Raw genomic sequence first — 20,269 nt, 5'->3', positions numbered from 1 at the left:
TTTATTTAAAATGAAACAAGAATTAAGCCACAATAGGTTGTAAAGCGCTTAGTGCTTGTTTTACTGTTTTTATTTTATCGAAAGTTAGCATTAACCTTAATCCGTTTCGAGTTTGTTTTTCTTTCATTTTACATGCGCCTGGATTTTTTTGAACAAACTGTAAAACTTTAGTGAAACCAGAACTTTGGTAAAAGTTACTTTGTTGGTCGTTAATGAAATAACCAATAAGTTTACCTTGTTTCATCACTACTTTTTCGAAACCAATTTTGGTTGCTAACCACTTTATTTGGACACTATTTAATAAATCGGTCACTTGTATTGGTAATTCTCCAAAACGATCGACTAATTCTGTTTCAAAAGTATGCAATTCATCGTCGGTTTTCAAATTATTTAGCTGTGTATATAAGCTTAATCTTTCTGCGATGTTATTTACATAATCGTCTGGGAAAAGTAGTTCGAAATCGGTGTCGATGGTAACATCTTTAACATAAACACGATCTTCTTCAGGTTCATCGTATAGATCTTTAAATTCGTTTTCTTTAAGTTCTTCTATGGCTTCGCTTAATATTTTTTGATAGGTATCAAACCCAATTTCATTTATAAAACCACTTTGTTCGCCACCTAATAAATCTCCGGCACCACGAATTTCTAAATCTTTCATGGCAATATTAAATCCGCTACCAAGCTCCGTAAATTGTTCTAGTGCGGTAATACGTTTTCTGGCATCGTCGGTCATGGCAGAGTATTCTGGTGTAATAAAATAGCAAAAGGCTTTCTTGTTACTTCGCCCAACACGACCACGCATTTGGTGTAAATCACTTAAGCCAAAATTATTGGCATTGTTTATAAAGATGGTGTTTGCATTTGGTACATCTAAACCACTTTCAATAATAGTTGTACTTACTAAAACATCAAACTCGCCATCCATAAAAGATAGCATAAGTTGTTCCAGTTTTTTACCATCTAGTTGCCCGTGACCAATACCAATTTTAGCATCTGGAACTAAACGCTGAATAAGGCCTGCAACTTCTTTTATGTTTTCTATTCTATTATGAATGAAGAAAATTTGTCCACCACGTTCAATTTCATAACTCACCGCATCACGAATATCTTCTTCGTTAAAACGAATAACATGACTTTCTATAGGATATCGGTTTGGTGGTGGTGTTGTAATAACTGATAAATCTCGGGCAGCCATTAAGCTAAATTGTAACGTACGAGGTATAGGTGTTGCGGTTAATGTTAATACATCAACATTGTCTTTTAATGTTTTTAGTTTTTCTTTTACAGCAACTCCAAATTTTTGTTCTTCATCTACAATTAATAAACCAAGATCTTTAAATTTTACATTTTTATTTACAAGTTGGTGTGTGCCAATAATGATGTCTACATTACCTTTTTCTAAACCTTCTAGAGTGGTGCGTTTTTCTTTTGCTGTTCTAAAACGGTTAACATAATCTACCGTTACCGGGAAGTCTTTTAAGCGCTCACGAAATGTTTTGGCATGTTGATACGCTAAAATGGTTGTTGGTACTAAAACAGCGACTTGTTTGCCGTTGTCTACGGCTTTAAAAGCGGCACGAATAGCAACTTCGGTTTTACCAAAACCAACATCACCACAGACTAAACGATCCATTGGACGCTCACTTTCCATATCGACCTTTATATCAGCGGTAGCACTACTTTGGTCTGGCGTATCTTCATAAATAAAAGAAGCTTCCAATTCATGTTGCATATAACTATCAGGATTGTATTGATAGCCTTTTTCTGTTTTTCGCTTAGCGTAAAGTTTTATTAAGTTGAAAGCAACGTGCTTAACACGTGCTTTGGTTTTTTGTTTTAAGGTTTTCCAGGCTGTGCTGCCTAGTTTGTAAATTTTAGGCGGTTTTCCGTCTTTACCGTTAAACTTGGTGATTTTATGTAGGGAATGGATGCTTAAGTAAAGGATATCGCGCTCTCCATAAACCAATTTAATGGCTTCTTGTTTTTTGCCTTCAACATCAATTTTTTGAAGTCCACCAAAACGTCCAATACCATGGTCTATATGTGTTACATAATCGCCAATATCTAGGTTTGTAAGTTCTTTTAAAGTAATGGCTTGTTTTTTAGCATAACCATTTTTTACGTTGAATTTATGGTAACGTTCAAAAATTTGATGGTCTGTATAACAAACTATTTTGGTGTCGTGATCTATGAAGCCTTGGTGCAGTGAAAGTACAATAGTTTGGTAAGATACTTCGCCTTCAACATCGTCAAAAATATCATGAAAACGCTTAGCTTGTTGCTCGCTTACACAGGCAATGTAGTTTGTGTAACCCTTGTTGTGGTTGCTGTTTAAATCTTCAATTAATAAATCGAATTTTTTATTAAAAGATGGTTGCGGTGTGGTTTTGAATTCTACTTTTTGTACAACGCTACCAATTTTTGTCATTATAGACGTGCTACCAAATTCAATAATAGAAAAATCGAGTAATTGCTTTTTTAATAAGGTTGAATTGCAAAAAAGTTCATTTGGTTGGGCTTGTTTTATTTCCGAAGATAAATTTTTATAAGCAATTTCTGCTTTGTTGTAAAAATCATCAATTCTCGAAAAAATTAAGTTCGCATTTTTTAAGCAAACTACTGTTTTTTGTGCAATGTATTTAAGGAAGCTTTGGCGTTTTTCTTCTAGAAGTTTATTGGCAACGTTTGGGATAACGTTTATCTTTTTTATTTGATCTATGGAAAGCTGTGTTTCCACATCAAAGGTTCTAATGCTATCTACTTCGTCCCCAAAAAACTCAATACGATAAGGCTCATCATTAGAAAACGAAAATACATCAATAATACCACCACGTACCGAGAATTCTCCAGGTTCGGTAACAAAGTCAACACGTTTAAATTGATATTCAAAAAGAACTTCGTTTACAAAATTGATTGATAAATTATCGTTTACTGCTACTTTTAAAGTATTGCGTTCTAGCTCTTTTCTGGTAACTACTTGCTCAAAGAGGGCATCGGGATAAGTAACAATTATGGCTGGTTTTTTTTGCGAGTTTATACGGTTTAAAACTTCGGCACGTAAAAGTACGTTGGCGTTATCGGTTTCTTCTATTTCGTAGGGTCTACGATAGCTTCCAGGGTAGAATAGTACGTCTTTATCATTGCAAAGTTGCTCTAAATCGTTTAGATAAAAAGCGGCTTCTTCTTTATCATCAAAAACAATAAGAAAAGGTTTGTCCGATTCCTTGAAAATACTTGATATTATAAAAGATAGCGAAGAGCCAACTAAGCCGGTAAGATGTATTTTATTTTCGCTTTTGGCAACAGCATTTTGCAGATTCTGCTTTTGCAAAGTCTGTAAATATGTTTGCGAGAGGATAGATTTACTCACGTAATTAGGGTTTTACGAGTGCAAAGATAAGTTTTAAAATGTTTTTAAAATGAGACTCTTTTGTATTTTTTAATGAAATCTCTAGAAAGTTAAGAGCATATTGAGTAATTTGCATTTTTTATCTGAATAAGATGAGAATTTTTAAAAAAAAGAAATAGCAAAAAACTCTCAATGGTCCCTTACCAATCTACCTTACTTATCGATGATGATAAGTTTACTAATTTTTATAACGAAAAAATAGTAAAAAAACATAATACATTTAATTCTATACAGTCTGTAAATAGTGGCGCTGATGCGTTGGTTTATCTACAAAAAGCGATGGAGGGTTTAGTTAAAAAACCAGAGGTTATTTTTCTTGATATTAATATGCCGGCCATGAATGGTTGGGAGTTTATAGAAGAATATAGTAAGCTAGATAAAGAATTTACATCTAGTATTAAAATTATTATGTTAACCACGTCATCCAACCCGAATGATCAAGAAAAAGCAAAGGCTTCTTGCTTTATAGATGGTTATATAAACAAACCATTGTCTGTAACTCTTTTAGATGAAGCTTTGAATTTTGAGAAGTAGTCCACATGGAAAAAAGAATAACTCTATTAATATGCTTATTTGTTAGTGCTACTATTTGTGCGCAAAATAGAGCTTCTGTACAAGGAAATGTTTCGGATGCTTTTGGTGCTTTGCCAGGAGCTTTAATTAGTGTTGAAGGTTACGAAGTACAAACAACTACCAATATAAACGGTGATTTTAAACTAGAGCTTGAGGAAGGAGATTATGTGATAACAGCATCCTTCATTATGTATAATAGTAAAAGTAAGTCCATTTCGCTTAAGGTTGGAGATAGTGTTACTGCTGATTTTCGTTTAGAAACGGGGTTTTCTGCGGATGAGCCCGTGTCTTTAGGTACACGATCTAAACCGCAATCTGCTTTAGAAACTACGGTGCCTATTGAGATTATAACCCCCGAAGAAATAAGTAATTCATCTCATTTTGAATTAGGTGAATTACTACAGTTTTTAGTGCCATCGTTTCATTCTACCCAACAAACGGTTTCCGATGGAACAGACCATATCGATCCGGCAACTTTACGAGGTTTAGGGCCAGACCAACTTTTGGTTTTAATAAATGGAAAGCGTCGCCATACATCGTCTATGCTAAATGTAAATAATACTATTGGTAGAGGTAGTGTGGGTACGGATTTTAATGCGATACCGGTATCTTCAATCGATCATATTGAAATTTTAAGAGATGGCGCAACCTCTCAGTACGGATCGGATGCTATTGCAGGAGTTGTTAATATTGTTTTAAAGAAACAAACGGATGTTATCGATATTGATACAGGAACTAAAATCAATACAGAAAAAGATGGTGTTAACCATTATTTTAGTGGAAATTTTGGTTTAAAAATAGGTAATACAGGTTTTATAAATATTACCGGAGAGTTTAGAGATAGAGGAGCTACAAATAGAGCAGGCAACTATACCGGAAATGTTTATGTTGATAATGATGATGTCTTGGATAGCCAATTGATAGAAGATAACGATTTTTTCTCTCAAACAGGTTATAAAAATCAACAAGTGATGGAAGTTGGTAGTGCTGCAACTAGAAACTCGGCTTTAGCATTTAATGGTGAATTATCACTTTTTGATAAAGCTAATCTTTACTTTTTTGGTGGGCGTAATTCTAGAGAAGGTACTTCAAAAGGGTTTTATCGTTTTCCTGGAGAAACCGATCGTGTTGTAGAAGAGCTTCATCCAAATGGATTTTCACCAGAAATTTTAACAAACATTCAAGATGATGCCGTTACCTTCGGGATTCGAGGCGAAAAAAATGGTTGGGATATCGACTTTAGTCATTCCATGGGGTCTAATAGTATAGATTTTACGGTTAACAATTCTAACAATGCATCGCTTGGTGTTATTTCACCTAGAACGTTTAAATCTGGTGGTTATCAATACGAACTTAATACCACTAATTTAGATTTTAGCAGACCTTTTGATGTTATGAAGGGACTTAACTTGGCCTTTGGAGGCGAACTACGTGTGGAGCGTTACGAGATTATTTCTGGCGAAGAAGATTCGTATATTAATGGTGATGTAATGTATGAAGATGAAAATGGAGAATTAAGACCTAAAATTATAGGTGCTCAAGTATTTCCTGGTATACAACCACAAGATGAACTTATTCGTTACCGTTCTAATGCTTCTGGATATGTTGATGCTGAGTTGAAGCCTATTGAGCCGATGCTTATAAAAGGTGCGTTTCGATATGAATCTAACAACGATTTTGGAGAAAACTCACTTTGGAAACTTTCTGCTCGATATAAGTTTGGTAAAAAGACTTCGTTGAGGTCTAGTTATTCTACAGGTTTTAGAGCACCATCTATGCATCAAGTGTTTTTTCAAAAAATTAGCACACAGTTTTTTGATGGGGATATTAGTCAGGTTGGTACGTTTAACCATGAAAGTACTTTGGTAACCGATGCTTTTGAGGTAAGCAAGCTTAAACCAGAATTATCAAAACATTTTAGCCTTGGTTTAAGTACTAAAATAGAAAATAAATACACGCTTTCTTTTGATTATTATAATATCAATATTGAAGATCGAATTGTGCTATCAGGACAGTTTGATGAGGGTTACGAAGATTTATTGGCGCCGTTTAATGTTACGGCTGCTCAGTTTTTTGCCAATGCAATAGATTCAAGAACTAATGGTGTAGAAATGTCTTTCCATTACAAAAATAAAATAGGAGCAGGTAAATTAAGCGGAAAGGTTTCGGCTAATTTTACTGAAACCAAAGTGACTAAAGTAAATAGAAGTAATATTGTAGATAGTGATATTGAATCTTTATTTAACAGAGAAGAGCGTTCTAGAATAGAGTCTGCTCAACCAAAAGTGAAGATAAACTCGTATTTGAATTATGAAATTAATGATTTTAAATTCAATTTAGTGGGTACTTATTTTGGAAGCGTAATGTATATTCACCCAGATGATGGTGATTCAAGTAATTGGGAGTTTAATGAGTTTACGGGTAATGTTGAAACTCGCGATCAAAAATTCGATCCAAAGTTTGTAACCGATTTGTATGTAACTTATAATTACGAGAATTGGCTACAAGCAACAGTTGGGTGTAATAATATTTTTGATGTATACCCAAACAAGCATACACACTCGGCTAATACGGTGAATGGAAGTTTGGTTTACAGTAGGCGTGTGCAGCAATTTGGTGTAAACGGCGCCAACGTATTTGCTAAAATATTGTTACGTTTATAATGTTATGAAATCTAATGTTTTAATAAAATATGCTTTAATGCTGTTGTGTCTAATGGCTATGCAAGCATATGCTCAAAACACAGATAACGAGCAGGTAAAACGACTTAAGCGAGCTATTTTTATATTCAATGTTGCAGAACAAACACTTTATGGTGATACGCATGCAGACCCAAATTTTGTTATTGGAGTTTTGGGTAAAGACCGCACTATTATAGATTTAAAAAGCTTAGCGCAAAAAAGACAAATTAAAAATAAGCCAGTTAAAGTGGTTAGTTTTGGTAGTGTAAAAGATATTGAAAACGTAGATGTTGTTTACACTAATTATGATAAGAATTTTGATATTTCGTATGTTTTAAATAAAATATCGAGCAGTAATACTTTGCTCATTACAGAGAATTATCCGTATAATTCTTCTATGATTAATATCGTTAATGTAGGTGATGATTTTCAATATGAAATTAATGAGAAACTTATGCGAGGCAGCAATATTACTGCGTACTACAATCTTCGCAAAAATGCTATTTCGACTATAGAAAAATGGAAACAGTTGTTTCAGAATTCTGAAGATACTTTAGCTAAAACCAAAGATAAATTATCTGAAGTAGAAGGTAATATTAAGCTTAAAGATGAGGAGATTAAAGGCCAAAAACAAACTATAGGCGATAAAGAAAATTTGTTAAAAAATAAAAACAAATCTTTAGCAAATCAAGAAAATGAAATTAAGGAACTTATATCGCTTTCTGAGCTTCAAAAGAAAAAATACTCCGATAAATTAATTATCGAAAGCGAGCTGGAGCAGCGTATTTTAAAGCAGGTAAATTCGCTTAAAAACAAGCAAGAAAAAATTGCGCAGAGTAATAGTGAGATAGAAAAGCAGAACGTTATTCTTGTTCAACAAAGAGAAGATATACTTGATAAGGAGTTGAAAGCTAAAGAAATTAATGAAAAACTGAATACACAGCGCACAATTAATTACTTGTTATTGGCATTGGTGCTTTTTGCTGTAATATTGGTTTGGGTGATATTGAGAAATTACTATGGTACAAAGCGATTAAATACTGTTTTAAAGGAGAAGAACAACACGATATATAGCCAGTCTTTTACGTTAGCTTCTAAGAATAAAGAATTAGAAGAGTTTGCGTATATCACAAGTCATGATTTAAAAGAGCCTTTGGCAACCATTTCTGGGCTTATTGCTTTGTTAAAAGATGATTATAAAGGAAAACTCGATGATGATGCTATGATGAGTATGGAGTTTATAGATAAATCTAGCGAACGCATGCGAACCCAGATAGACGATTTGCTGGAGTATTCTAAATTAGGTAAATCTAAAGAGAAAACTGAGATTGATTGTAATGATTTACTAGGAGAAATAACGTTGGATATTGCGAATGCTATTACGCGCTTTAATGCCAAAGTAACCTACGGAGATTTACCGACTGTTTTAGGTAGTAAGGTTGAGCTTAGAGGGGTTTTTCAGAATTTAATAAATAATGCCATTAAGTTTAAAAAAGCAGATGTAGACCCTGAGGTAGTTATTAGTTTTAAAACCGTTATTTACGGTCCGCAGAACAAAAACTTTTGGCAATTTGAGGTAGCAGATAATGGTATTGGTATTTCTCAAAAGCATAAAAGTAAAGTTTTCTCTATTTTCCAGAGGCTGCATTCTCGTGAAGAATATGAGGGAACAGGTATTGGTTTGTCTTTTTGTAAAAAAATAGTTGAGTCTTTGGGTGGTCAAATTTGGTTTGAATCTGAAGTGCATAAAGGCACCACGTTTTTCTTTACTATACCTAAGTAGAGCAAAGGTTTTATAAAAAGTAAGCCTGCTATTTCTAGTAAATTTACATTGTTTTTTAAGTAGCGATTGCTGCGTTAGGGATTGAGGCGTTTGTTGAAGCTCCTCGAAGAGAGCGACTGCCGAAAGCCCGACCCTTGTGGTAACGCCCAAATATTTGAAATTTCGGTTTATAATATTAAAAAAAATATGTAGGTTTGCATCACTTAAAAAAGAAAAAAGATATGTCGTTTTCAGATTTATTTGATAGTGGTTTTAAAAAGCGTAATGAGGATCATTTTGCTGCAATTGTAAGAATTGCAATGGATGACGGCGTGATTACAGTTGAGGAACAAGCGTTTTTAGAGCGATTAGCTCGTAATTTAGATATTGGTGAAGGTGACTTTAATTTGATATTAGAGGATTATAAATCGCACCCAATTAACCCTCCAACATCTTACGATCGTCGTTTAGAGCGTTTATATGATTTAGCACGTATGGTTTATGTGGATCATATTAAGGGCGATCACGAAGAAATTTTACTTAGAAAAATAGCTTTAGGGCTTGGTTTTCATGCTGATAATGTAAAGTATATTGTGGATAAAGCATTGACTTTAGTTAATAGCGGTACGGATTTAGATGATTTTATTGATGCCATGAAAAAAATGAATCAATAATTGTTTAATCTATGTTATATAATGTAAGCACCCTTTTTAGGGTGCTTTTTTTATGTTATAGGGTTTGGTGTTCTGCGTATTGCAAGCCATTAGGTAATTTGATAGAAGAAAACTCTAAATGTAATACCCGACGACGTTTTTGAACAATTGTTGGAGAAGAAGCATGCAATAATAATGGTTTTATTAATTGAACACCGCCTGCTGCAATTTCGCTTATAAAAGGAATTGAATTATTAGAAATAAGCTTTATTTCTTCATCATTTAAACGCTTATTGTGTGAACCCGGAATCACTTTTAAAGCCCCATTTTTATTTGTAGTATCATCCAAATGAATACGCATCGCAAAAGTGTTTTTAGAAATATTTTCAGGAGGACAAACACTTATGACTCCTTTTTTATTAGTCCATGATTTAAAACCATCAACCTCTATTTTTTCCAAGACATTTATGGGTACATCTTGATGCCAGGTTACATACCAATTGTCTTTTGGAGATTTATCAAAATAAATAGCTTTAGTTAAGAACACATCTTTATCAATCGATTTAATTAGCTTTTTAAAATTCTTGTTAAATAAAGTGTCTTTTAATTTTGGGATTTTTTTTAATACTTCACGCATGCCAAAAGCTTGCTCGTTATGTTCTTTTATATAACTATCAAGATTAGTTTTTAGTTTTCTAATGTCTCTTTTGGTATAGATATGGTTTAGAATTCCAAAACCTTTATGTTCTAATCGTTTTGCAATGGTTTGTAGGTTTTTGTCGTTAATTTCAGTTTCGTAAGCATCTACAGCATCATACAAGCGCTCTTTTATATTTCGCTTTAAGCGTTCGGGAGCAATTACTTTTACACCTTCCCCTAGACCTAAAATTTCTTTTTCAAGTTCAAAATTAAGCTGTACGTCTAAAGCGATTGTTACACCATAATTATCGCGACTTACTTCTCTTTGCGAATGATGGAATGGCTTAGTTAAAACGTAAGGTGCGTGTTTATGATTTACGTAAAGCAATACAGGGTCTGGTTCTAAATGCGGACTTACAGAAACCCCAATAACATCTTTATAATAGGTTTCTGAGTCAAATGTTACGTCAGGTAAAAAACTATTTTCACTTTTATTTAAAGCAATAATTCTATCTAAAGCTAAATTCATTAAGCCTTCATTCTTGTTTCTTTTTCCAATAATAAACCAGCGGTTTCTGAACTCTTTTAGTAAATATGGATGAAATGTAAATGTGCTTTCTTGTCTAGCTTTAAAAGATTGGTAAGTAATGTCTATCGCTGCTTTCTTTAAAATATACTGATAGAGTTTATCTAAATATTTTAAGCCTTTTAAGTTCTCGTTTTTCTCAAAATCTATTAGTGATTTTTCATTTGTTTTCTGTGTGTAAACATGATTTTCTAGTTTTTGAACCATACTGCTTAACTCATCAAAATGAGAGAAACCTTGAAATTGTTTTAAGAAAGAAACCGCTTCTGATAACTTAGTTAAATCTTGATTAGAAATTGGGCTGTTAGTAATACTATAATCGTCGGCATCGTATTTATAAAACTTTCTATTATAAACTACAATTGGTGCATTGTAGCCTAGTTTGTCACTACGCATCATTTGTAGATCTAGTTGTACTGTACGTTTGCTGACATCAATATCTTTACCTTCATAGTCGTACAAAGCATCAGAAACAGCTTCAATTAAATCATTAAGTGTCCATTGCTTAAAGTTGTTTTGAAGGCATTTATCTATTGTTTTATATCGAATTAATGCATTTTTGTTTACAGCCATTTTCTAAAAAAATTTCTTCTAATTTATGAGAAAATATCTAGTGCGCAAAAAGATTGCGTATACATGTGAGTGATTTGTATCAAATATTAAAATTATGGAAGCTTTAAAACTAAAAATATTTGATGTGTTAACTGAGAAAATAGCTGTTTCTGAATTTGAAAATTGGTTGTATTCTTCTGAATATATAAATCAAAAAATAAAAGCAGATTCTTTATTTTTTAACGTAATCAATATCAATTATAGAGAAGCGAAATCGATAAAGGAGCTAAAAGAAATAACGGCTAGTATTTTCACAGATGAAGAGCTGTTAGTTGTTAATTTACTACAGGGTTGTAAGAAAATTGCCAGATCAGAAAGTTTCGAAAACTTTAAAAATCACATTTCAAATATTGTATCCGACTTTGATTGTAATACTGATTTCAATTCTTTTTGGGAGTTTTATGAGATATATTATGGTTTTGATGGTTATGATTATTGCGACTATGAAAATATTAATACTGAGCAGCTTGGTAAGGAGGCTAAATCTTTAGCTATTTCTGTGATTACTACGTTTGAATCTGCAAAAAGCATTGAAGAAAGCATAGAGCTGTTGAAATAAATTGAAGAGAACAGTACGGAACAAAAAAATATAATACTTCGTATTATGAAGCTAAATTTTAACTGGTTAGAAAAATAAATTTGGAGAAGTCGAAAATAAATTTAGATATTTGCAACGCATTTCAACCAAAATCAAGTTGAATTAAAAATTAGAAACTATGAGTTTATTTATAACATATCAAATCGATCCTAAAGGCATTATGCCTTTTGTGATGCTTCGTGATTATCGTTAGATAAACTTTTCAATTTTATAAATGAAAGATCCGAAGCAAGTTAAAAACTGTTTCGGATTTTTTATTTCCAGTCATTAGCAAGCCTGCTAAACATATTTCCAAAAACAGTTATAAGTAGATATTATTTGTTGCTCAAGACACAATCTTGAGTGGCTCTAATAATTGTCTAAAATCAAAAAACAAAAATAAAACAATGGACACGAATTTGTTAAACAACTACGTGCTTAAAGCTATAGATGCTTATCCGTATGAGTTAGAAGAAACTGTAGAAAATCTAAATTACGCCTTGTCTTACCAAAGTAATAATGCTTACGCTTTATACTTAATGGCACGTTTACAGGCAGAGCAATTAGGCGACTACGACAAAGCAAAGCAATATTATGCCGAAGCTTTAGCTAACAATATGGATTTTCAAAAAGTATATCCAAGGTACATTCAAGTGTTACTAGATAATGAAGATTTAGAAGAAGCCCAAAAACTAATCGATTTTGCCTTAACCATAAAAGGTGTTGATAAAGGTTGTATTTGGGAGAAACAAGGTCGGCTTTTTGAAATAAAGCAAGAGAACAAAAAGGCAATTAAAGCGCTTAAAACAGCGAAGCAATTTGGATTTAATAACGATTTTATAAGCTATATAGATTTAGAAATATCTAGAAACAAAAGCAAAATAAAGCCTAAAAAGAAACCGTCTAAAAGCAAAGCGAAGAAGAAAAAGTGTAAAAAGAAGAAAAATAAATGAAATTTATTATTACTACGCAAAAACATTGCGCAACAACCTGTAATATTTGCAGGGTAATTAAAAGGAAGTCTTTTGGAATCAGACTTTAAAAAGAAGTTGCTCCACCAGACAAGGACGCTGGTGGAGTTTATTAAAAGTTCTTTAAAATATTAAAATTGGAAGTATTGAGCAATTGGTTGGCTCGCGAGACTGTAACTCTCGTTTCTTAAATGAACATGTAGGTTCGAGTCCTACTACTTCCACATCAAGCAAGTCTTGTTCTGTGTTTCAGTATAGCACTATTGTATAAATCCTTGCGGTTTCGCATCAGGTTTTTATATTCAACTTGACTTGAAGGCTTTCGGTTATTTAGCCAAATAAATAATCTCCTCTATGTACGCAGGTTCGAATCCTGCCTTCATTAATTTGAAGTAGCTAAGTCCGGTTAAGCAATAGAAACAATCGCAGGTTCGAATCCTGCCAAGATCGAAATGATCTTGTGGTCGAGCGGTCAAAGACAATGGACTCAAAATCCATTATTTCACGAAGAAGGTCACTTATAAAAATCGACCACCAAGTGTGTCTCACTTAAAAAAGGCAAAAAACAAAGTAAAGGTAAACTCGCTAAAACAACTTGTTGTTGCAGCAGTCCGGAAAATACCTTGAAATACAAATGTATTTTTAGATGCCTTAGGTATTCTTTTAAAGAATCATTAGTTAAAATACAGTTTGAAAATTATTCAAATTGCAATTAGTTAATCTTCAATAAAACGCTACCTAAATCGCTTTAAATCAATTGTCTTTCCGTATTTAAAAAGATGGTTTGCTTTTGCTTTGTTTTAATAAAGAATAGTCATTTCAGTTTGACTGAAATTCTATTATAAATAATTAATAGTTCTGAATAAAAAAACAAAAATAACAGAACATTAAAAATCAAATAAGATGAAAAGAGTAAGAATTCATGCAGGAAAAGTAGGGTTAGTATTTAAAAATGGTAATTACAAATGTGTTATTACCCAAGGATCACATTGGTTAAAGTTTAATGAACATGTATTAGTTTATAGCTTAGACCTAGCCTTTAATACACCAACAGCATTGGAGGTTTTACTTAAAGATCAAACGTTGGCAGATATGTTGCACGTTATTAATGTAGAAGACAATCAAATGGTATTAATGTATAGCAATAATAACTTTAAAAACGTATTAACAGCAGGACGACATACTTTTTGGAGAGACCTAGTAAGCTATAGATTTATCACCGTAGATTTAAGCGATATTACTATTCCAGAAACAATAAATAAAGCTTTGTATACCAACAATGCTTTGCGTCTACATATTCGGACGTTTGAAGTTGCAGCACATGAAAAAGCAGTTCTAATTATTGATGATACGTTTGATAAAATTTTAGATCATGGTACATACCACTACTGGAGAAATAATCAAACTATTAAAATTGTGAAAGCAGATTTACGTCAATTACAATTAGAAGTTGGAGGTCAAGAATTGTTAACTAAAGACAAAGCCACGGTGCGCATTAATTTTTACGCACAGTACAAAGTTACAGATATCGAAACTGCTTTATTGCGCAACAAAGATTACGAAAAACAATTGTACACCAACTTGCAATTAGCATTAAGGTCTTTTATTGGAGCTTACACTTTAGACGAGTTGTTAGATCAAAAAGACAACATTGCAAAAGCAGTAGTAGAAGATGTGCAAACACAAGCACAAAAGTTAGGTGTAACCGTTTTACATGCAGGCTTAAGAGATGTGATTTTGCCAGGAGACATGAAAGAAATCATGAACCAAGTATTAATTGCTCAGAAAAAAGCGCAAGCCAATGTAGTAACAAGACGGGAAGAAACCGCATCTACACGCAGCTTGTTGAACACTGCAAAATTAATGGAAGACAACAGCATGTTGTTTAAATTAAAAGAGATGGAATATGTAGAGAAAATTGCTGATAAAATTGGCGAAATTACAGTGGCTGGAAACGGTAACGTAATCGAACAATTAAAAGATATTTTCTCTGTAAATAAGTAGTGATAAGACCTAAACATGTTTAGTTTAGGTCTTATTTTGATTAAATTAGAAAAAACAATATTATGAAACATATAGTTCCAAAAACTATTAAGATATTCAAAACATCATTTGATTTTAAGGATATTAAAGAAGAAGATATTCCTGAGGAAAGTAAAGAAGTAGCTAAAGATGTTTTAAAGTCTAAAAATTATGACGATAATTACGACATTATGGTGCAGACTTCTAATAATAAAGCAACCTTTGGTTTTGACTACCTATATAAGCAAGAAAAGAAATTTATTCCCGAATTGGACCCGAGCGTAATTTATTTTTCAAGTGCACAATTGTTTTCTGGAATGATATATAATTATAAAAAGGAACTTTTAAAAAACTCATTCTCACTAAAAGATATTACTAAAAATAAATCTAATCAATCTTTAGATGATACAATAAAACAATTTGAAATCTTCTTTCAATTTGCATCTAGCTATGTAATAATGTTAAGCGCTTCATTGGAGGCTTTTGTAAATAAATTAATTCCTATCGATTATATATACACGACAAAAGAAGGAATAGAAAAAGATATTGAATGGATTCATAGGCAGAGTATCGATTTTAAAACAAAAAAGATAATTCCTAATTGTACAGAAAAAGACTATACTATTGAGTATGAATCAAAATATGAGGAAATTTTAGCTATCAAGAATTTTAGAAATGATTTAATTCATTTAACGCCAAAAAATGAAATAACCAATACTAAGTATAAAGATTTCTATAGAAAAGTAATTGATTTTAAGTATTCCGAAGCGATATATTCAATTAAACATTATATAAATTACCATGAAGAAGGTTTGATTGAAGAATGTGCTTGTGGCAACGACTTTTATTTTGATTTAATCAAAAAATAGATACTACGCGCAACTATTGCGTAACAGACTGTGATATTTGCAGTGTAATTAAAAGAAACAATGAAAACACAAATAACAGGAAACGATTTAATAGCCTTAGGATTCAGACAAGGAAAATGGATGAAAGACGCTATTCAATATATTAACACCAACACATTATCTCAGGTTGAACTATCTAATTATTTAGAGCAATTCAAATCTCCCGATCCAATCGGGTTACATACAAAATCAGTTGATTTTGCAATCAATATTAAAGCCGAAAACGAATTAGAAAAAGACAACGTTTTTAAAGTGGTTAACTCCATGCAAACCTTAATGAAAACACCTACTTTAGTTGGAGGCGCTATTATGCCAGACGCGTGCCCAACGGGACCAGATGGAATAATCCCAGTTGGTGGTGTTGCAGTTGCCAAAAATGCAATTCACCCAGGAATGCATAGTGCGGATATTTGCTGTTCTGTAATGCTAACCGATTTTGGTAAAGCAGATCCAAAAGCTATTTTGGATGCAGCTCATGCAAATACACACTTTGGTCCTGGCGGACGTGATCGAGATTCTCAATTTAGATTTCCAAAGGAATTATTGGATGCTTTTGAGGCTAACGTGTTCTTAAAAGATAAGCAAATGATTCAAATAGCAAGAACTCATTTAGGTACTCAAGGTGATGGCAACCATTTTTTGTTTGTAGGGAAATCAAAAAAAACAGGAAATACAATGATGATTACGCACCACGGATCAAGAGGTCCAGGAGCGAGATTATATGATAAAGGTATGAAGGTTGCCGAACGGTTTAGAAAAGAATTATCGCCAGAAACAATGAAACAAAATGCGTGGATTCCGTTTAAAACAGAAGAAGGTCAAGATTATTGGAATGCCTTACAAACCATAAGAGATTGGACAAAATTAAACCATGAGGTGTTACATAATACTGTAGCAGAAACACTAGAGATAGCTATTGAGAACAGATATTGGAACGAGCATAACTTCGTCTTTAAAGATGGTGATTTGTTTTACCATGCTAAAGGTGCAACACCTTTAGATGCTAAGTTTATGCCAGATATTACAGGTCCAAGGTTAATCCCTTTAAACATGAGCGAACCGGTTTTAATTGTTGAAGGAGATACAACAGCAACCAATTTAGGATTTGCACCTCATGGCGCTGGTCGAAACGTGAGTAGAACGCAACATAGAAGAAGCAAAACAGGAACCACTATGCAAATTTTTAAAGAAGAAACTAGAGGTTTAGATGTTCGGTTTTTTTCAAAGGAAATCGATATTACCGAATTACCTTCTGCTTACAAAAATGCAAATACGGTAAGGGCTCAAATGGACGAATATGGCTTAGGTAAAGTCATTGATGAGGTTTTACCTTATGGTTGTATTATGGCTGGAGATTGGCAGAAAAACGCACCTTGGAAAATTAAAAGAGATAAGCGCAATAAAAACAAACGCTAGGTTTATTATTTAATAATTTTTAAACCTAGCATAAAAAATAACCAGGATCACAATAACACAAAAGCACATTTGTTATATTTACAACATGAGAATTTTTTTAATACTTTGTTTGTTTATAAGCACGAATATTTTTTCGCAATCTGATATTTTAGCGAGGGAATATTTTAAAAACGGTGACTTTAAAAAGGCTTTAGCTGAGTATAAAAAAATCTATGAAGGGCCATCAACAAGCTTAACAAATATAAATGCTATTGTAGAAACGCATCAGCAATTAGAGCAATATGCCGAGGCAGAAGCTTTTTTGCTAGAGGTGATGGAGGATATTGCGTATTCTGGGTTTTTAGTCGATTTAGGCTATAATTTTCAGTTGCAAAAAGATACCGTAAATGCAAGGCTTCAGTATAATAAAGCTTTAGAAAGTATCGATTTACGGGCTAGCAATGTGTTTTCTGTAGCAAAGGGGTTTCAAAATCATAGTTTGCTAGATGAAGCTATTTTGGCTTATGAAAAAGGTGTGGCTTTAAACCCTAAATATAATTTCGATTTACAATTGGCTCAGTTGTATGGAGAGCAAGGTAAAGTTGAAAAAATGTTTACCAGTTATATAGATTATGTTGAGGCTAATCCGTTTACTGTAAATAATATCAAACGGTCTATTAACGATTTTATAAGTGAAAATAGTGATAATGAGAATAATATAATATTCCGAAAAATTTTATTAAAAAAAGCACAGCAAACTCCAGATTTGCTATGGAACGAGCTATTAAGTTGGTTGTTTGTGCAGCAAAAAGATATTAAAAAAGCATTTGTTCAAGAAAAGGCCATTTTTAATCGTCAGCCAGAAAGTTTAAACAGAATAGCTGATTTGGCGGTAATTGCAACTAATGAAAAAGCATACGAAACGGCTAAAGAAATTTACACATATCTTATAGAAAAAGCTCAAGATACTGGCACAAAGGTGTCGGCAAATTACCATTTATTACAACTAGAAGAGAAAGTAAGTTCTAAAGAAAATTACGAAGCTATTGAGGCTAAGTATTTAGAGTTGTTTGAAGAGTTTGGTTCGGTTTCTCAAACCTTAAAACTTCAAATTGCTTATGCGCATTTTTTAGCATTTTATAAGAATGAAACAACTAAGGCGACTTCCTTTTTAAAAAAGTCTTTAAAACTATCTTTAACAGAATTTCAGAAGGCTGAGGTGAAGTTGGAATTGGGTGATATATTGGTGCTTCAAGAAAAATTTAATCAAGCTTTAATTTATTATACTCAAATTCAGCGAAGCTTAAAAAACAGTGAAATATCTCAAGAAGCTAGGTACAAAGTTGCAAAAACAAGTTATTATAAAGGTGATTTTAAGTGGGCAGAATCTCAATTAAAAATTTTAAAAGCATCAACATCGCAATTAATCGCTAATGATGCATTAGACTTGAAGCTGTTAATAACAGACAATAAATATGAAGATTCTCTACAAACTGCGCTAAAACTCTATGCTAAAGCGGATTTATTGGCCTTTCAGAATAGAAATGATGAAGCCATTAGTTTGTTAAGCAAGGTTTTGGCTGCTCATAAAACGGAGCCTATTATTGCTCAGGCTTTGTACAAGCAGGCAGAATTATTTGAAGGAAAACAACAATTTGAAAAAGCCGAGAGTAACTATAAATCTATAATTGAAAATTATGGAGAAGGTATTTTAATTGATAATGCCTTATTTAAATTAGCTGAATTGTACATGAATTACTTAGAGCAGCCGGATAAAGCAAAACCGCTTTACGAGCAAATTATTTTTAGCCATCCAGATAGTATTTATTTTGTTGAAGCACGAAAAAAATTTAGAGCTTTACGTGGCGATGCTATAAACTAATCTCAAAGCTTAATCTACGCGATTTTAACAATAAACCAAGAGTAATTTGGGTATTGTAACTAGGAGCTTTAATTTTGCGGCTTTAAATAGAAACTATGATAATATATAACGTAACTTCAAACATCGACGAGTCTATAGAAGCTGAATGGTTAATCTGGATAAAAGAACATATTCCACAGGTTTTAGGGACAGGTAAGTTTGAAAAGGCAACGCTTAGTAAGGTTTTGGTAGAAGAAGATATTGAAGGTGTAACTTATTCGGTGCAATACCGATCGTATTCTCGTGAAGCTTTAGATGCTTATTACCGAGACGATGCCGATAAATTTAGAATGGAAGGGCTTAAGAAATTTGCCGATAAAGTGCTCTCATTTCGTACTGAACTAGAAATAGTAGATGAGTATACGGTTAATTTTAAGTAATAAAAACCGAGCATAAAAAAGCCTATAAATTTAAATTTATAGGCTTTTTTATGTTTTAAAATATCGTATTTATTATAAGGCGCTCTTAAATTGCTCTAAGAAACGTACATCATTTTCACTTAATAAACGAATATCACCAATTTGGTGTAGTAGCATTGCAATTCGGTCTATTCCAACACCAAAAGCAAAACCAGAATATTCAGTAGAATCAATTTTACAGTTTTCTAAAACGTTTGGATCTACCATACCGCAACCTCCAATTTCTAACCAACCTGTTCCTTTTGTTATTTTATAATCTGTTTCTGTTTCTAAACCCCAGTACACATCAATTTCTGCACTTGGTTCTGTAAACGGAAAGTATGATGGACGTAAACGAATTTCGCTTTTCCCAAACATTTCACTTGTAAAATGTTGTAGTGTTTGTTTTAAATCGGCAAAGCTTACATCTTTATCAATATATAAGCCTTCTAATTGGTGGAAAAAACAGTGAGAACGCGCAGAAATAGCTTCGTTTCTGTATACACGACCAGGAGAAATGGTTCTAATTGGTGGTGTATTGTTTTCCATATAACGTACTTGTACCGAGCTGGTGTGCGTGCGTAATAAAATATCCGGATCGGTTTGGATAAAAAATGTATCCTGCATATCACGCGCCGGATGGTATTCTGGCAAGTTTAATGCTGTAAAGTTGTGCCAATCGTCTTCTATTTCTGGACCTTCACTTACATTAAATCCAATGCGAGAAAAGATATCTATAATTTGATTTTTTACGATAGAAATAGGGTGTCGTGCACCTATTTGAACTGGTTCCCCCGGTCTAGATAAATCGCCGTAAATACCTTTTACTTCTTCGGTACTTTCAAGTTCTGCTTTTAGAGCGTTTACTTTATCTTCGGCTGTTTTTTTAAGTTTATTTATGGTTTGGCCAAATTCTTTTTTTTGGTCGTTTGCCACATTTTTAAACTCTGCAAAAAAGTCGTTTAATAACCCTTTTTTACCTAAATATTTTATTCTAAATGCTTCTACCTCGTCTTTCGATTGTGCTTTAAAAGATTCGGCTTCGCTAATAAGTTCTTTAATTTTATCTATCATGACCTGTTCAAAATGTGCGCAAATTTAATGATTTTATAAATAAAAAACGCCTTCAATTGAAGGCGTTTGTATTATTTAACGATAA

Annotated in this window: 14 protein-coding genes and 1 tRNA gene; 12 read left to right on the top strand and 3 right to left on the bottom strand. The window is 32.8% G+C overall.

The genetic code is table 11. From position 1 onward, the window contains the following. Window positions 1-22: 22 nt before the first annotated feature. Window positions 23-3,373, bottom strand: coding sequence for a transcription-repair coupling factor (mfd, locus tag DFQ06_RS10275; RefSeq protein WP_133967563.1), 3,351 nt, complete (start codon window positions 3,371-3,373; stop codon window positions 23-25). 171 nt (window positions 3,374-3,544) lie between these two features. Here mfd and DFQ06_RS10270 point away from each other — a divergent pair, with 171 nt between their 5' ends. The 4 genes from DFQ06_RS10270 (at window position 3,545) to DFQ06_RS10255 (ending at window position 9,102) form a co-directional block, all read left to right on the top strand. Then, window positions 3,545-3,946 carry a response regulator gene (locus DFQ06_RS10270; RefSeq protein ID WP_042496120.1) on the top strand — a complete coding sequence of 134 codons (402 nt, stop codon included), beginning with the start codon at window positions 3,545-3,547 and terminating at the stop codon, window positions 3,944-3,946. Window positions 3,947-3,951: 5 nt separating this feature from the next. Beyond that, window positions 3,952-6,648, top strand: coding sequence for a TonB-dependent receptor (locus DFQ06_RS10265; protein ID WP_133967561.1), 2,697 nt, complete (start codon window positions 3,952-3,954; stop codon window positions 6,646-6,648). Window positions 6,649-6,685: 37 nt separating this feature from the next. Continuing rightward, complete coding sequence (locus tag DFQ06_RS10260; RefSeq protein ID WP_159140058.1) at window positions 6,686-8,449, top strand: YfiR/HmsC family protein; 1,764 nt, start codon at window positions 6,686-6,688, stop codon at window positions 8,447-8,449. 221 nt (window positions 8,450-8,670) lie between these two features. Beyond that, window positions 8,671-9,102, top strand: a complete 432-nt coding sequence (locus DFQ06_RS10255; RefSeq protein WP_042496118.1) for a TerB family tellurite resistance protein — start codon at window positions 8,671-8,673, stop codon at window positions 9,100-9,102. Window positions 9,103-9,157: 55 nt separating this feature from the next. Here the strand turns inward: DFQ06_RS10255 and DFQ06_RS10250 are convergent, their stop codons facing one another. Continuing rightward, entirely contained in the window at window positions 9,158-10,879 is a 1,722-nt protein-coding gene (locus DFQ06_RS10250; protein ID WP_042496117.1) for a WYL domain-containing protein, read from the bottom strand. A gap of 94 nt (window positions 10,880-10,973) precedes the next feature. On the opposite strand from DFQ06_RS10250, the gene DFQ06_RS10245 reads away from it, so the two are divergent. From DFQ06_RS10245 to DFQ06_RS10210, 8 genes are all read left to right on the top strand, one after another. After that, entirely contained in the window at window positions 10,974-11,477 is a 504-nt protein-coding gene (locus DFQ06_RS10245; protein ID WP_133967557.1) for a hypothetical protein, read from the top strand. Window positions 11,478-11,902: 425 nt separating this feature from the next. Beyond that, complete coding sequence (locus DFQ06_RS10240; RefSeq protein ID WP_042496367.1) at window positions 11,903-12,448, top strand: hypothetical protein; 546 nt, start codon at window positions 11,903-11,905, stop codon at window positions 12,446-12,448. Between the two features lie 157 nt (window positions 12,449-12,605). Beyond that, a tRNA-Tyr gene (locus DFQ06_RS10235) sits at window positions 12,606-12,690 on the top strand. Window positions 12,691-13,369: 679 nt separating this feature from the next. Continuing rightward, a complete protein-coding gene (locus tag DFQ06_RS10230; protein WP_133967555.1) occupies window positions 13,370-14,470 on the top strand; it encodes a slipin family protein in 1,101 nt (366 codons plus the stop codon). Between the two features lie 62 nt (window positions 14,471-14,532). After that, window positions 14,533-15,357: a hypothetical protein gene (locus DFQ06_RS10225; RefSeq protein WP_133967553.1), complete on the top strand. Its 825-nt coding sequence runs from the start codon at window positions 14,533-14,535 to the stop codon at window positions 15,355-15,357. A gap of 60 nt (window positions 15,358-15,417) precedes the next feature. Further along, window positions 15,418-16,812, top strand: coding sequence for an RtcB family protein (locus tag DFQ06_RS10220; RefSeq protein ID WP_133967551.1), 1,395 nt, complete (start codon window positions 15,418-15,420; stop codon window positions 16,810-16,812). 85 nt (window positions 16,813-16,897) lie between these two features. Beyond that, window positions 16,898-18,673 carry a tetratricopeptide repeat protein gene (locus tag DFQ06_RS10215; protein ID WP_133967549.1) on the top strand — a complete coding sequence of 592 codons (1,776 nt, stop codon included), beginning with the start codon at window positions 16,898-16,900 and terminating at the stop codon, window positions 18,671-18,673. A 95-nt stretch (window positions 18,674-18,768) separates the two neighbouring features. Then, entirely contained in the window at window positions 18,769-19,092 is a 324-nt protein-coding gene (locus DFQ06_RS10210) for a DUF4286 family protein (RefSeq protein ID WP_074936715.1), read from the top strand. A gap of 72 nt (window positions 19,093-19,164) precedes the next feature. Here DFQ06_RS10210 and pheS read toward each other — a convergent pair whose 3' ends face one another. Beyond that, a complete protein-coding gene (gene pheS / locus DFQ06_RS10205) occupies window positions 19,165-20,184 on the bottom strand; it encodes a phenylalanine--tRNA ligase subunit alpha (protein WP_042502383.1) in 1,020 nt (339 codons plus the stop codon). Window positions 20,185-20,269: the final 85 nt, after the last annotated feature.

Origin of the sequence: Algibacter lectus (assembly GCF_004368925.1) — a bacterium.
GTDB lineage: Bacteria > Bacteroidota > Bacteroidia > Flavobacteriales > Flavobacteriaceae > Algibacter > Algibacter lectus.
This window is presented reverse-complemented; position numbering and strand designations above follow the sequence as displayed.